We start from the raw sequence: 14,707 nt of genomic DNA, 5'->3' as shown, positions 1-14,707 counted from the left end.
CGGAGCCCGCAAACCCCGTGCGGGTGCGGGGAGTTGCCGTCGGCCCAGGCAGCGCAGCCGTGCCAGACGGCCGCCCCCGAGCGGCCCGGCCGCACCAGACAGCTCGCCGCCTCAGGCCAGGGGTGGCTCCTGAGGAACGGTTGTCAGCGGCAGCTCGGCCCAGATGGTCTTGCCCTCCGGGGTGTACCGGGTGCCCCAGTGCTGGGCCAGCTGAGCGATCAGGAAGAGGCCGCGGCCGCCCTCGTCCACCGTGGTGGCCCGACGCAGATGCGGGGCCGTGCTGCTCCGGTCGGAGACCTCGCAGGTCAGGTACCGGTCGCACAGGAGCCGTACGGTGACCGGGGGTTCGCCGTAGCGAATGGCGTTGGTGATCAGTTCGCTGAGGATGAGCTCCGCTGTGAAGGCGGTCTCCTCCAGGCCCCACTCGGTCAGTTGGGACATACAGGCGGCGCGGACGGGGGCGACGGCTTCGGGGTCGCTGGGGACGTCCCACTGGGCGATCCGGGAGGACGGCAGCATGCGGGTCTCGGCGACGAGCAGCGCGATGTCGTCCCGGTCTTCGTTGGTACGGTCGGGCAGCAGGGCCTCCAGCACGGCGGCGCAGGTCTCCTCGGGACCGTGCTCGACACGGGTGAGGGCGGTGCGCAGCATGTCCAGGCGGTCGTCCAGGTCGCGGCTGCGCACCTGCACCAGACCGTTGGTGTAGAGCACCAGGCGGCTGCCCTCCGGCAGGATGAGGGAGAAGGTCTCGAACGGTGAGGTGCCCAGTCCCAGCGGCAGGTTCTCCGGAGGGTCCAGCACCGTGGTGGTGCCGTCGGGGCGCGCCAGCGCGGGCGGCGGGTGGCCGGCCATGGCCAGGTGGCACTGACCGGATGTGGGGTCGTAGATGGCGTACAGCACGGTGGCGCCGGTGACCGGCTCGGTCTCCGGACCGAGAGTGGGGTCCTGGTCGATGCGCGCGACCAGCTCGTCCAGGTGCGCCAGCAGTTCATCCGGCGGCAGGTCGAGCGAGGAGAAGTTGTGCACCGCGGTGCGCAACCGCCCCATGGTGGCGGCCGCGTGCAGCCCGTGCCCGACCACGTCACCGACGACGAGCGCCACCCGGGCGCCCGGCAGCGGGATGACGTCGAACCAGTCGCCGCCGACCCCGGCCTGCGCGGGCAGATAGCGGTAGGCGGCGCCGACCGCGTTCTGTTCTGGCAGGCCGCCGGGGAGCAGGCTGCGCTGGAGCGTGACGGCGAGGCCGTGTTCCCGTGCGTAGCGGCGGGCGTTGTCGACGCACACCGCGGTGCGCGCGACCAGTTCCTCGGCCGAGGCGAGGTCCTCGGGCTGGAACGGCCGCTGGTCCCTGCGCCAGAAGCTGGCGAGCCCGAACACGGTGCCCCGGGCCCGCATCGGCACGGTGATCAGGGAGTGGAAGCCGGCGCCCAGGAGGCGCTCGGCCCGTTCGGGGTCGACGGCCCGCCACTCGGTCGCGGCGGCCAGGTCGGCTTCCACTACCGGCTCGACCGCCTCGCCGCCCGCCTCCCCCGCCACGGCGTGCCCGGCACCGCTGCCCGCTCCGGCTGCCCCGCCTTCCCCGCCTTCGACGCCCTCCACGCCTTCCCTTCCCTCCACGCCCTCCTGACGAATCGTCACGGGCGGGATGGACGGCCTGCTGCCGACGGGCTGGAGCGGGTGGGCCTCACCGACGGCCGAGCGCAGCGCGACGCGGCGCACGGGCGCGGAAGCGGGGTCGGGCAACGGCTCCTTGCCGCTGATCACATGGTCGAACAGGTCGACGGTGACCACGTCGGCGAATCGGGGGACCGCGACCTCGGCGAGCTCCTCCGCTGTTCGCACCACGTCGAGTGTCGTACCGATGCGCAGGCCCGCCGTGTAGAGCAGTTCCAGGCGCTGGGCCGCGACCTGGGCCTGTCCGGCCACTTCCCGCAGCTCGGTGGTGTCGCGCAGGGTGGCCACACTGCCGGCGGGTCCGTCGCCGCGGCCGGTGGTGCGCTGGTTGACGGCCAGCATCCGGTCGCCGACCACGTGCACTTCGTCGCTGGCGGTGCGGCCCGAGGACAGCAGCTCGCCCAAGTCCGACTCCAGCCGCAGTTCGTCGACGTGCTGTCCCTGGGCCTGGTCCGGCAGCCCCAGTAGCCGGTGCGCCTCGTCGTTGGCGAGCACCAGCCGCCGTTCGCCGTCGAGTACGAGCACTCCTTCGCGTACCGAGTGCAGCACCGCGTCATGGTGCTCGTACATCCGGGTGACCTCGGCCGGACCGAGGCCGCGGGTCTGCCGGTTCAGCCGCCTGCTGACAAGTGCGGCGCCCGCCGTGGCCAGGAGCAGCGCGCCGGCCGCGCCCACCCCGACCCACGGCAGTTCGCGGTTGAGCCGGGCGGCGACGGTCGTGAGGTCGACGCCCGCCGTGACCAGCCCGATGTTCTTTCCGTCCGCGTCGCGTACGGGGGCCACGGCACGCACGGAGTCCTTGGGCTCGCCCTGGAACTGCTCGCTGTAGGACTCTCCGGCCAGCGCCCGGCTGAAGTCGCCGGAGGCCCGCTTGCCGATCAGGTCAGGGATGGGGTCGCTGAGCCTGACGCCCTTCGTGTCGAGGATCGCGACGAAGTCGATCCCGCACACCCGGGTCGCCCGCACACTCAACGGCTGCAGCCCGCGGGTCGGCTCGGAGGACCGCAGGGCCGCTGCCACGGAGGGTGCCAGGGCCAGCGTTCTGGCGCAGGTGAGTGAGCGCTCCCGGGCACTGCGGACGTCCGCTGCGCGGGCCTGCCAGGCCAGAATCGCGGCTGCCCCGATCACCAGCAGCAGCACGATCGCCAACTGCAGTACGAAAACCTGCCCGGCGACGCTCCGCCTCGCGAACCTCGGGCCGCGTTCCCCTGCCCCTGGACGCTTTAGAGTCATGCAGCATGGTTTACCGTTATTTGCCGTGAATTACGCGGATGTACAATTCGCCCATGTCTGGGCGCGGCCAGAGCGCGGCGCGCCGGACTGCCGGATCAGGCGGAACGGTCGTCGATGTCCTTCAGGGCGCTCAGCCGGTGCGCCGGTGCGGTTCCCTCCGCCGCGTCACGGAACGCCTTGAGTCCTTCGTAGAGCACGCTGCGCGCTCGCGGCGGCATCGACGCCAGTGTCGTGGTCAGCGCTTCCTCGCGCTTGAGCCGAAGGTCGCTGAGGTACTTCCTGCCCTGGTGCGTCAGGTTCAGTTCCAGTTCACGGCGGCTGACCTGACTGGGGAGCCGTTCGAGGAAACCCAGCGCCTGGAGGCGGTCGCACAGCCGGCTGACCGAGGAGGGGGCCGAGCCCAGCATCTCCCCCAGCGTGCGCAGGTTCATGCCTTCGTCACGGTCGAGGCAGTAGAGCACGCGCAGTTGCGAGGCGGAGACCGGCGAGGAGGAGACCGCGTCACGGCCGTGCTCCCAGAGGACCTCCAGCAGTTCGATGACCTCGCCGGCCGTCTCGGCCGCCTGCTGCGCACCACAGCGCCCCGGCTGGCCCCTACGGGGGTTCTCGCCCGTCACAGCGCCGCTCCGAACCGGTGCGACCGGTCGATGGCGGGGGTCGACGTCACGTTTCTCTCCACAACTTCGGCACTCTTGCCGCCCGGCTCTGCGAGGCTCCCTCGCCGCTGTCAAGGGCCAGGGAGAGCTTATCTCTCCGCACGCCCGTCGGACAGGCCCGCACCGGCAGCCGGCGCCGACCCGCGCGGTGACCACGGTCGGAGCTCCACCGAGGTCGCACCACGCGCATCTGTTGTCATGCGGCGAATGTTTCCGTGCGACGATAATGTCTGTCCGGTCCGTGGAGGAAGCAGTGCTTCACCGCCCGGCCGCTGCACGTATGGCAGACAGAGAAGCAGGAGACGTGGACAGATTCGCCGTGGTCGAGCGCGCCCTGCGCACCGCCGCACCGCCCGCGTTGACGGACGTCGTCAAAAAGGCACTGCGAGAGCACTACGGCGCCGTCCATGCCGAGTTGCGTCTGGCCGACTACGGTATGCGAACCCTGCAGGTGGTGGAGGACGTACCGCTGACCGCGGAGCCGCTGCTCATTCAGGACAGTCCCCAGGGCCGGGCGCTGCGGGCACCGGAACCCGTGGTACTGACCGACCGGGCGACGGACACCGTGGCGATACATCTGCCCGTGAGCGTCCGGGGTGACCGGCTGGGGGTGCTCTCGGTGACGCTGCCGCACCAGGACCAGGCCATCGGCCTGCTGCCCGAGTTGGAAGACCTGTGCGAGGCGCTCGGACACGCCATCACGGTCGCCGAGCGGGACACCGACCTGTACGAGCGGTCCCGCCGGGCGACCCGGCTGACCGTCGCCGCCGAGATGCAGTGGCAGCTGCTGCCAGGACACTCCTTCCGGCGCCGGGAGTTCGCCCTGGGCGCCCATCTGGAGCCGGCGTACTCCATTTCCGGCGACAACTTCGACTGGTCGGTCTCCGCCGAGCACCTGACCGTGACCGTCACCAACGGCATGGGCGAGGGGGTCGAGGCGGCGCTGCTGACCAACCTCGCCGTCAGCGCGATGCGCAACGCGCGCCGAGCCGGTCTCGGCCTCGCCGACCAGGCGGCCCTGACCGATCAGGCCGTCTACGCCCACTACCGGGGCTCGGCCTACGTCTCGATGGTGCTGTTCCGCTTCGAACTCGCCACCGGCGAGGTGGAGATAGTCGAGGCGGGCTCGCCCCGCGCGTGGCTGTGCAGGGACTCCAAGGCCGAGAATCTGATCTTCGACGCGCAGCTTCCGCTGGGCATGTTCGAGGACACCCACTACGTCACCGAGCACTTCCGGGTCCAGCCCGGCGACCGGCTGCTGCTGGCGACCGACGGCGTGTACGAGCCGCTGTCCCGCGCGGGTGAGCCGTTCGGCGACCATGCGCTGGCCCGCTCCCTGGCCGGGAACCGGCTGCTGCCGCCGACGCAGGTGCCGCGCGCGGTCTTCCACGACCTGGCGAGTCACCGGGGCGCCGGTCCGCTCGAGGACGACGCGCTTGTCGTGTGCGTCGACTGGTACGGGCGCGAGGAGCACGGCGACGCCGCTGGCTGACGGGACGGGCGCGCGGGCCGGGGACTCACAGTCGCCGCACAGGTTCAGCACAGGTGGATGACAGCGCGGTTCGCGATGTTCGGGGCACTACGGACCTGACAGAGAGCGGACCACCGAATGACCACCCTCACCTCTTCCGGCAGTGCGGCGGACACGCCCGGCACCGGCGACGGTTCCGCCGCCGGAGACCGGCAACCACTCGGCGACCGGCTACGGGCCCGGTCACGGCACCGACGTGCCTCACGACCACGCTGGGAGACGCCCGCCTTCTGGACGCTGCTGGCGGCCACCGCTGTGCTGTACCTGTACGGCCTCGGCTCCTCGGGCTACGCCAACTCCTTCTACTCCGCCGCGGCGCAGGCGGGCAGCGTGAGCTGGAAGGCGTTCCTGTTCGGCTCGCTGGACGCGGGCAACGCCATCACCGTCGACAAACCGCCGGCCGCGCTGTGGCCGATGGCCCTGTCCGTACGGCTTTTCGGCCTCGGCTCCTGGCAGATCCTGGTGCCGCAGGCGCTGCTGGGCGTGGCCTCGGTCGGCGTGCTGTACTCCGCCGTGCGGCGCCGTACCGGACCGGCCTCCGCGCTGCTCGCCGGAGCGCTGCTGGCGCTGACCCCGGTGGCGGCCCTGATGTTCCGCTTCAACAATCCGGACGCGCTGCTGTGCCTGCTGATGGTGGCCGCGCTGTGGTGCGTGAGCAGGGCCATGGAGGACGCCCGTACCACGTGGCTGGTGCTGGCGGGCGCCTGTTTCGGCGTCGGCTTCCTGGCCAAGGCGCTGCAGGCGTGGCTGATCCTGCCGGTGGCCGCGCTGGTCTACCTGGTCTGCGGGCCGACCAGGCTGCGCCGCCGGATCGGGCAACTCCTGCTCGGCGGGCTCACCCTCCTCGTCACTGCCGGCTGGTGGGTCGCGCTCGTCGAACTGTGGCCCGCCTCCTCGCGGCCGTACATCGGCGGCTCGCAGGAGAACAGCTTCCTGGAATTGACCTTCGGCTACAACGGCTTCGGCCGGCTCACCGGGGACGAGACCGGCAGCGTCGGCCGCGGAGGCGGCGCCCGGGGCCCCGGCGGCGGTGGCGGTATGTGGGGACAGACCGGGCCGGGACGGCTGTTCGGCGACACGATCGGCGGCCAGATCGCCTGGTTGCTGCCCGCCGCGCTGCTGCTGTTCGTCGCGGGCCTGGTGGTGACGCGCAAGGCGGCGCGCACCGACGCGCTGCGGGCCGCGTTCCTGCTGTGGGGCGGCTCGCTGCTGATCACCGGGCTGACCTTCAGCTTCATGTCCGGGATCTTCCACGAGTACTACACCGTCGCGCTCGCGCCCTACCTCGCCGCCGTGGTGGCCATGGGAGCCACCCTCCTGTGGCGCGAGCGGAACCGGCTCCCGTGCGCCGCGGTGCTGGCGGCGGCGGTCGCCGGAACGGCCGGATGGGCGTTCGTGCTGCTGGGCCGGGCGACGGACTGGCTGCCGTGGCTGCGCTGGGCCGTACTGGTGGTGGGCATCGTGGCGGCCTGCGGGCTGCTCGCGGCCACCGTACTGCCGCGCACCGTCGGCGTGGCCCTCGCCGGGCTGGGGCTGCTCGCCGCGGTCGCCGGGCCGGTGGCGTTCACCCTGAGCACGGTCGGTACGCCGCACACCGGCTCGATCGTCACCGCGGGGCCCGCCGTGAGCCGGGGCGGCCCACCCGGCATGCCGGGCGGCGGCACGGGCATGCCGGGCCCGGGGCAGGGCACCGGACAAGGCCAGGGCCAGGGTGCCGGACCAGGACAGGGCGCCGGGCAAGGACAAGGCGACGGGCAGGGGCCGGGTGCCGGTCAGGGCCCGCCCGGCCAGGCGGCGGGGAACCGTCCGGGCGTCGGCAACCAGCAGGGCATGCCGCGCCCTCCGGGAGGCAACGCGCAGCGTCCGGGCACGCCGGAAGGCGCGGGCGGCCGCCAGGGTCCCCGCGGAGGGATGGGCGGGCTGCTCAACGGCAGCGAGGTCTCCGCGAAGGCCGAAGCGCTGCTGCGCAAGAACGCCGCAGGTCACACGTGGGCAGCGGCGGCCGTCGGCTCGCAGAACGCGGCCGGCTACCAACTGGCCACCGGCCTGCCGGTGATGGCCATCGGCGGCTTCAACGGAACCGACCCTTCCCCGACCCTGGCCCAGTTCAAGACGTACGTGGAGCAGGGCAGGATCCACTACTTCATCGCCGGTCCGCGGGGCGGCCCCGGAGGCGGACAGGGCACGGCGTCGAAGATCACCTCCTGGGTCACGAAGAACTACACCAAGGTGACGGCGGGCAGCACCACCTTCTACGACCTGACCCGGCCCAAGTAACGCACACGGAGTTACGGACACGAGCGGGGCGGCGCGACCGGTACGGGCGCGCCGCCCCGCCGCGCGCTCGGCGCTCGCAGCTCGGAGCTCGGAGCTCGGCCCTCGGAGCCGTTTTCCGTCCGGGCTATTGACGGCTCTGTGGGCCGAGCTCTAGGTTCCCGGGCATCGATAGGAAAGTTTCCTAACGAACGCCGCCCACGCACCGCACACACCCGGGCGGCCCGACGCACAGGGCACCAGCCCGGACAGAGGGCACCACCATGGCCACACTCCCCGGCCCGAGCGGCACACCGGCGACCCCCGGCACCCCGCGTGTGCTGCGCGCGATGAACGACCGCGCCGCACTCGATCTCCTCGTGGCCCATGGGCCGCTCACCCGCACCAAGATCAGTGAGCTGACCGGTCTTTCCAAGCCCACCGCCTCCCAACTCCTCGGCAGGCTGGAGGAGACGGGGCTGGTCCGCACCCGCAGCAAGGAGCGCGGCAGGCCGGGACCGAACGCTCTGCTGTACGAGATCGAGCCGGCGGCCGCCCATGTGGCGGCGCTGTCCGCCGATCCGCACGGCATCTCGGCCGTCGTCGCCGACATCACCGGAACCGTCGTCGGCCGGGCCCGCGTGGAGGCCGATTCCGTCGCCGAGGACGTCCGGCACCGCACCGCGCAGCTGGTCAAGGAGGCCGTCGACGGAGCGCTGCGGGAGGCCGGGCTGGGGCCCGCCGAGCCGCACACCACGGTCATCGGCACCCCCGGCGCGCTCGACCCGCACACGGGCGAGCTGCGCTACGCGCCGCACCTGCCCGGCTGGCACTCCCGCACGCTCCGCGCCGAGCTGGCCGAGGTGCTCGGCACGCCCGTGACCATCGAGAACGACGTCAACCTCGCGGCCGTCGCGGAGCAGCACGCGGGCGCGGCCCAGGACCACGACGACTTCGTCCTGGTCTGGGTGGACAGCGGCACCGGCGCCGCCATCGTCGTGAACGGAACCCTGCTGCGCGGGGCCACCGGAGGAGCCGGCGAGATCGGCTACATGCCACTGCCCGGTGCTCCGCTGGCACGCGGCGGTCCCGGCACCTACGCCGCCTCGAGCGCGGGCGGCGGCTTCCAGAGCCTGGTCTCGGCACCGGCCGTGTGCCGACTCGCGGGCGGCAAGCCGCTGGCCGACGCGCTGACCGATCCGTCCGTGCGGGAGGAGACCGCGCGCCGGCTGGCGGACGGAATCGCCGCCGTCGTGGCGGTCATCGATCCGCAACTCGTGGTCCTGTCCGGTGCGGTGCCGCGAACCGGGGGTGAGGAGTTGCGCACGCTGGTGGAGCGGGAGCTGACCGGGCTCGCACTGCCCAGGCCGCTGCTGCGGCTGAGCGAGCTGGAGGACGATCCGATCCTCAGCGGAGCCCTGCTGTCCGCGCTGGCGCAGGCGCGTGACGACGTGTTCGACACCGCCTGAGGGCACCCTGCGGCTTCCGCACGGCATCCCTTGAGCCGCTCCCCCTGAGCCGTTCCTCTTCGGCCGTCCCGCTTCCCCTTCTCCCTCCCGTTCCCGTCTGCCGTCTGCCACTCCGTCCTGCCGTGAAGGAGACCGCCATGCCGCCTCCGCGTCCGCGCATCTGGTCGGCCGCGCTGCTCGCCACCGGGCTGCTGCTGTCCGGATGCGCCAATCCGAGCGTCGGCAGCGCCGACGACGATCCGAAAGCGCCGGTCACGCTCAAGTTCTGGCACGGCTGGTCGGAGCCGGGCGAGGTCAAGGCGCTCGACGAGAGCATCGAGCGCTTCGAGAAGCTGCACCGCAACATCCACGTCGAGACCACCGGCAACGTCAACGACGCCACCGTCAACCAGGCCCTGCGGGCAGGCGGTGACAAGGCTCCGGATGTGGTGTCCTCCTTCACCACCAACAACGTGGGGCAGTACTGCGACTCGGGGATGTGGGCCGATCTCGACCCGTTCCTGGCCAAGAGCGGGATCGACAAGCGGAAGGTCTTCCCGCGCACGCTGCTCGGGTACACCCAGTACGAGGGCACGCAGTGCGCGCTGCCGCTGCTGGCCGACGCCTTCGGGCTCTACTACAACAAGGACGCCTTCGCCGAGGCGGGCATCGAGCGCCCGCCCCGCACGATGTCCGAGTTCCGCGAGGTCGCGGCCAAGCTGACCGAGCGCGACGGCGACCGGATCGAGCGGGCCGGGTTCATGCCCAACTTCCGGCTGTACCAGAACAGTCCCGACCGGATGTTCGCGCAGTGGGGGCCGCGCTACTTCGACGCGCACGGCAAGGCACGGCTCTCCGAGGACCCCCGCACCGGGCAGTTCTTCCGCACGATGCGGAAGCTGTCCGACGCGCAGGGCGGCTACCAGGCCCTGGAGCGGCTGCGGCAGAGCTTCGGCGACGAGATGTCCAAGCAGAGCGGCTTCATGACCGGGAAGCTCGCGATGCATCTGGACGGTGAGTGGCGCGGGCTGATGCTGAAGGAGGCGGAACCCGGCTTCGACTGGGGGGTGGCGCCGTTCCCGGTCCCCGACGACCAGGCGGACACCTATGGGCGGGGCTATCTGACCGGGACGGTCGCCGGTATCGCGCACAGCAGCAGGCATCAGAACGCCGCCTGGGAGCTGCTGAAGTTCCTCACCACGGACACCGAGCAGGTGGTGTCCTTCGCGAACGCGATCCACAACGTGCCGTCCACCAAGGCGGCCTTGAACTCCCCGCGGCTGGACGCCGACCCGTCCTTCCGCACCTTTCTGCGGATCGCGAGGAACCCGCACAGCCAGGCGCTGCCGCCCTCCACGACCGGCGGCCAGTACGTGACGGCGCTGCAGGACTTCGCGTACTCGGTCGAGGCCGGCCGGGTGCCGGACCTGGACGCCGGCCTGCGCGCCCTCGACCGGCAGATCGACGCCGACACCCTCCAGGCACAGGAGTAGGAGCCGGGCATGGCACTCTCCCTCTCCCCCGGCGGCGCCGACCCGCTGCGCCGTAAGAAGACGCGGGACAGGCTGCGGACGGTCGGCTTCCTCTCGCCCTGGCTCGTCGGCTTCTCGGTCTTCTTCGGCTATCCGCTGATCGCGACCGGCTACTTCTCGTTCATGCACTACAACCAGATCAAAGAGCCGGAGTTCGTGGGCTGGCGGAACTGGTCGTATGTGTTCACGCAGATGCCGCTGTTCGGCCCCGCGCTGTGGAACACGCTGTGGCTCGTGGTGGTGATGGTGGCGCTGCGAGTGGTCTTCGGTATCGGCGTCGGGCTGCTGGTGACGAAGCTCAAGAGCGGCATCGGCTTCTTCCGTACCGCCTTCTACGTGCCGTACCTGGCACCGCCGGTGGCCGCCACGGTGGCCTTCGTCTTCCTGCTCAACCCGGCCACGGGGCCGGTGAACGAACTGCTGTCGGCCATCGGCGTCGACGCGCCGAACTGGTTCAACGACCCGTCCTGGGCCAAGCCCTCGCTGGTGATGCTGTCGCTGTGGGGCATCGGGGACCTGATGGTCATCTTCATGGCCGCGCTGCTGGACGTGCCCAAGGAGCAGTACGAGGCCGCCGAACTCGACGGCGCGGGGCCCTGGGCCCGGTTCCGCTATGTCACCTGGCCGAACATCACCCCGATCGTGATGTTCGCCGTGGTGACCGGCGTGGTGCAGACGATGCAGTACTACACGCAGGCCCTCGTCGCCGGAAAACTGGCATCCGGCGTCACGATCGGCCCCGGAACGGTCATCCAGCCGGGCTACCCCGATCACTCGACGATCACCGTGCCGCAGCTCGTGTACCAGCTCGGCTTCCAGAACTTCAACACGGGCGCGGCCTGCGTGCTCTCCCTCGTGCTGTTCGCGCTCGCGATGGCCGTCACTGTTCTGCTCATGCGCCGCAACAGCGGCCTGCTGTCGGCGGAGGACTGAACCGATGACCACTCCGACCCCCTCGGCCGCCCGCGCCGCCACCGTGCCGGCACCCGCGGCCGGCCGGCTCCCGGCACCCCGTGAACCCGCGTCCTCGTCCTCGCCCTCCCCCGAATCCGCCGCTGCCCTGCGCCGCGCCCGCCGCATCAGGGTCCTGCAGTGGATCGCGGTGCACTCCACGGCGGTCGCGCTGGCGCTGGCGTTCGTGCTGCCGTTCGTCTTCGTCTTCCTCACCTCGGTGATGAGCGACGGACAGGCCATGAGCGGCGAGCTGTGGCCGGCCTCCTGGCACTGGGAGAACTACGCCACGGTCTTCCGCACCCCGGGCTTCCTGGACTGGTGGCGCAACTCGCTGATGTACGCGCTGCTGGGCACACTCTTGACCGTCTGCTCCTCGCTGCCGGTGGCGTACGCGCTGGCCAAGTTCCGCTTCCGGGGGCGGCGGGCGGCGATGCTCCTGGTGATCTCCACCATGATGCTGCCGCCGCAGGTGATCGTGGTGCCGATGTACCTGGTGTGGGCCCAGCAGTTCCAGCTGTCCGGCACGCTGTGGCCGCTGATCATTCCGATGGCCTTCGGCGACGCGTACTCCATCTTTCTGCTGCGGCAGTTCCTGCTGACGATTCCCAGGGAGTACATCGAGTCGGCCCGGGTGGACGGCTGCGGTGAGCTGCGTACGCTGCTGCGGATCATCGTCCCGATGGCGAAGCCGGGAATTGCGGCCGTCGCGCTCTTCCAGTTCTTCTACTGCTGGAACGACTACTTCGGCCCGCAGATCTACGCGGCCCAGAACCCCGGTGCCTGGACGCTCAGTTACGGGCTGGAGTCCTTCAAGTCGGCGCACAGCGTGGACTGGAACCTCACCATGGCGGCCACCTTGCTGGTCATGGCGCCGGTCATCATCGTCTTCTTCCTCGCACAGAAGGCCTTCGTCGAAGGCGTCACCCTCACCGGAGTAAAGGGCTAAGGCATGAAGCTCGCAGTGGTCGGCGGAGGATCGACCTACACCCCCGAACTCATCGACGGCTTCGCGCGGCTGCGCGAGGTGCTGCCGATCGACGAGCTGGCGCTGATCGACCCCGCCACCGAACGGCTGGAGCTCATCGGCGGACTGGCCCGGCGCATCTTCGCCGGACAGGGTCACCCCGGGAGCGTCACCACAACCGCCGACCTGGACGCGGGCGTGGACGGCGCCGACGCCGTGCTGCTCCAGCTGCGTGTCGGCGGGCAGGCGGCGCGCGAGCGGGACGAGACCTGGCCGCTGGAGTGCGGCTGTGTGGGACAGGAGACCACCGGCGCCGGCGGGCTGGCCAAGGCGCTGCGCACCGTACCGGTCGTCCTGGACATCGCCGAGCGGGTCAGGCGCGCCAATCCGGAGGCTTGGATCATCGACTTCACCAACCCGGTCGGCATCGTCACCCGTGCGCTGCTCGACGCGGGGCACAAGGCGGTGGGCCTGTGCAACGTGGCGATCGGCTTCCAGCGGAAGTTCGCCGCGCTGCTGGACGTCGCCCCTCACGAGGTGCACCTGGAGCACGTCGGCCTCAACCACCTCACCTGGGAGCTCGGCGTCCGGCTCGGCGGCCCGGAGGGCACCGACGTGCTGCCGAGGCTGCTGGCCGAACACGGCAAGGCCGTCGCCGAGGACCTGCGCCTGCCCCGGGCCCTGGTCGACCGCCTCGGTGTCGTCCCGTCCTACTATCTGCGCTACTACTACGCGCACGACGAAGTGGTGTCGGCGCAGCGCGGCAAGCCCACGCGCGCGCGGGAAGTCGCGGAGCTGGAGCGGCAGTTGCTCGAGATGTACGCCGATCCGAGCCTGGACACCAAGCCCGAGCTGCTGGCCCGGCGCGGCGGCGCCTACTACTCGGAGGCCGCCGTCGACCTGGCCGCCTCGCTGCTGCGCGAGGGCGGCAGCACCCACCAGGCGGTCAACGCCCGCAACCGGGGAACACTGCCCTTCCTGCCCGACGACGCCGTGATCGAGACCCAGGCCCGTATCGGCCGGGACGGCGCCCATCCGCTGCCGGTGCCAGCGCTCGACCCGCAGTTCACCGGGCTGATCGCCCATGTGACGGCCTATGAGGAGCTGGCACTGCGGGCCGCGCTGCACGGCGGCAGGGACCGTGTCTTCCAGGCGCTGCTCGCCCATCCCCTCGTCGGCCAGTCCGGCTACGCCGAAGAGCTGACCGACCAACTCCTCGCACACAACAAGGAGCACCTGGCGTGGGCCTGAGCCGACCCCGTTCCGGCCCGGACCCCGTACCGGCCCTCCTCGCCATCGACGCGGGCAACAGCAAGACCGACGTCGCGCTGCTCGGCTCTGACGGCACCGTGCTGGGCACCGCGCGGGGCGGCGGCTTCCGCCCCCCGGCGGTGGGGATCGACGCCGCAGTCGACGTCCTGGCCGAGGCCGTGGCGCGGGCCCGTGCGGCAGCCGGTGCCGACCGGGCGGGCGCCCCGGGGCAGGGCCCGGCGCCCGTCCGCCAGGTGATGGCCTGCCTGGCCAACGCCGACCTGCCCGTCGAGGAGGAACAGCTGGCCGCCGCGCTGGCCGGGCGCGGCTGGGGCCGGCGTGTCACCGTGCACAACGACACCTTCGCCGTCCTGCGCGCCGGGCTGACCCGGCACGACGGTGACGCGGCGCCCTGTGGGGTCGCGGTCGTGTGCGGGGCCGGTATCAACTGCGTCGGCCTGCGGCCGGACGGGCGCACCGCGCGCTTCCCCGCCATCGGCCGGCTCTCCGGTGACTGGGGCGGCGGCGGGGGGCTGGGCGAGGAGGCGCTGTGGCACGCGGCCCGCGCCGAGGACGGCCGCGGCGAGCCCACTGTGCTGCGTACAGCGCTGCCCGCGCACTTCGGGCTGGACTCGATGTACGCGCTGATCGAGGCCGTGCACCTGGGCCGTATCCCGCACGCGCGGCGGCTGGAGCTGGTGCCGGTCCTGTTCGATGCGGCCGACCGGGACGATGCGGTGGCGGACTCGCTGGTGGCGCGGCTGGCCGAGGAGGTCGTCACCATGGCGGTTGTGGCGCTGCGCAGGCTGGAGCTGCTGGAGGAAGAGGTTCCGGTGCTGCTGGGCGGCGGCATCCTCGCGGCGGGCCGTCCCCGCCTCGACGACCGCGTCACCCGGCTCCTCGCACAGCGCGCCCCCCGCGCCGTGCCGCGCGTCGTCCGTGCCCGTCCGGTGCTGGGCGCGGCGCTGCTGGGGCTCGACGCGCTCGGCACCCCGGTGACCGCACACGAGCGGGCGCGCCGCTACTTCGAGACCCGGACGGAGCCGGGCGGCCGGGCGGACACCGGGAACCCGGCGGAAGTCCGGAACCCGGCGGGCACCCGGGACCCGGCGGACGCCGGGAGCCCCCGGAGCACCGAGGCACACTCCCCCGGACCCGTCGATGGGCACTCCGGGGTTCCGCGAGGGAGGATGGGAGAGTACGGCCCCGGC

9 protein-coding genes and 1 pseudogene are annotated in these 14,707 nt (G+C 71.8%); 8 read left to right on the top strand and 2 right to left on the bottom strand.

Going from position 1 to position 14,707, the window contains the following annotated elements; genetic code table 11:
- Positions 1-111: 111 nt before the first annotated feature.
- Both HC362_RS30900 and HC362_RS30895 read right to left on the bottom strand, forming a co-directional pair.
- Positions 112-2,907 (bottom strand): SpoIIE family protein phosphatase, encoded by a 2,796-nt coding sequence (locus HC362_RS30900; RefSeq protein WP_243087537.1) that lies wholly within the window; start codon positions 2,905-2,907, stop codon positions 112-114.
- A 95-nt stretch (positions 2,908-3,002) separates the two neighbouring features.
- Positions 3,003-3,524, bottom strand: coding sequence for a MarR family transcriptional regulator (locus tag HC362_RS30895; protein WP_243087536.1), 522 nt, complete (start codon positions 3,522-3,524; stop codon positions 3,003-3,005).
- A gap of 343 nt (positions 3,525-3,867) precedes the next feature.
- On the opposite strand from HC362_RS30895, the gene HC362_RS30890 reads away from it, so the two are divergent.
- The 8 genes and pseudogenes from HC362_RS30890 to HC362_RS30855 all read left to right on the top strand — a co-directional run.
- Positions 3,868-5,055, top strand: coding sequence for a PP2C family protein-serine/threonine phosphatase (locus HC362_RS30890; RefSeq protein ID WP_243087535.1), 1,188 nt, complete (start codon positions 3,868-3,870; stop codon positions 5,053-5,055).
- A gap of 117 nt (positions 5,056-5,172) precedes the next feature.
- On the top strand, positions 5,173-7,371 hold the full coding sequence (locus tag HC362_RS30885; RefSeq protein ID WP_243087534.1) for a glycosyltransferase family 39 protein: 2,199 nt from the start codon (positions 5,173-5,175) through the stop codon (positions 7,369-7,371).
- Positions 7,372-7,631: 260 nt separating this feature from the next.
- Positions 7,632-8,816, top strand: a complete 1,185-nt coding sequence (locus tag HC362_RS30880) for an ROK family transcriptional regulator (protein ID WP_243087533.1) — start codon at positions 7,632-7,634, stop codon at positions 8,814-8,816.
- A 137-nt stretch (positions 8,817-8,953) separates the two neighbouring features.
- A complete protein-coding gene (locus HC362_RS30875) occupies positions 8,954-10,288 on the top strand; it encodes an ABC transporter substrate-binding protein (protein ID WP_243087532.1) in 1,335 nt (444 codons plus the stop codon).
- A 9-nt stretch (positions 10,289-10,297) separates the two neighbouring features.
- The gene (locus HC362_RS30870) at positions 10,298-11,260 is read left to right on the top strand and encodes a sugar ABC transporter permease (protein WP_243087530.1); all 963 of its coding nucleotides are present in this window, start codon (positions 10,298-10,300) and stop codon (positions 11,258-11,260) included.
- Between the two features lie 4 nt (positions 11,261-11,264).
- Positions 11,265-12,227: a carbohydrate ABC transporter permease gene (locus HC362_RS30865; RefSeq protein WP_243087528.1), complete on the top strand. Its 963-nt coding sequence runs from the start codon at positions 11,265-11,267 to the stop codon at positions 12,225-12,227.
- Positions 12,228-12,230: 3 nt separating this feature from the next.
- Positions 12,231-13,496 carry a 6-phospho-beta-glucosidase gene (locus HC362_RS30860; protein WP_243087527.1) on the top strand — a complete coding sequence of 422 codons (1,266 nt, stop codon included), beginning with the start codon at positions 12,231-12,233 and terminating at the stop codon, positions 13,494-13,496.
- A pseudogene (locus tag HC362_RS30855) lies at positions 13,487-14,485 on the top strand (BadF/BadG/BcrA/BcrD ATPase family protein); the annotation flags it as partial. The gene HC362_RS30860 and the pseudogene HC362_RS30855, both read left to right, overlap by 10 nt.
- Positions 14,486-14,707: the final 222 nt, after the last annotated feature.

The organism is Streptomyces sp. 891-h, from assembly GCF_022760275.1.
Lineage (GTDB): Bacteria > Actinomycetota > Actinomycetes > Streptomycetales > Streptomycetaceae > Streptomyces > Streptomyces spirodelae.
This window is presented reverse-complemented; position numbering and strand designations above follow the sequence as displayed.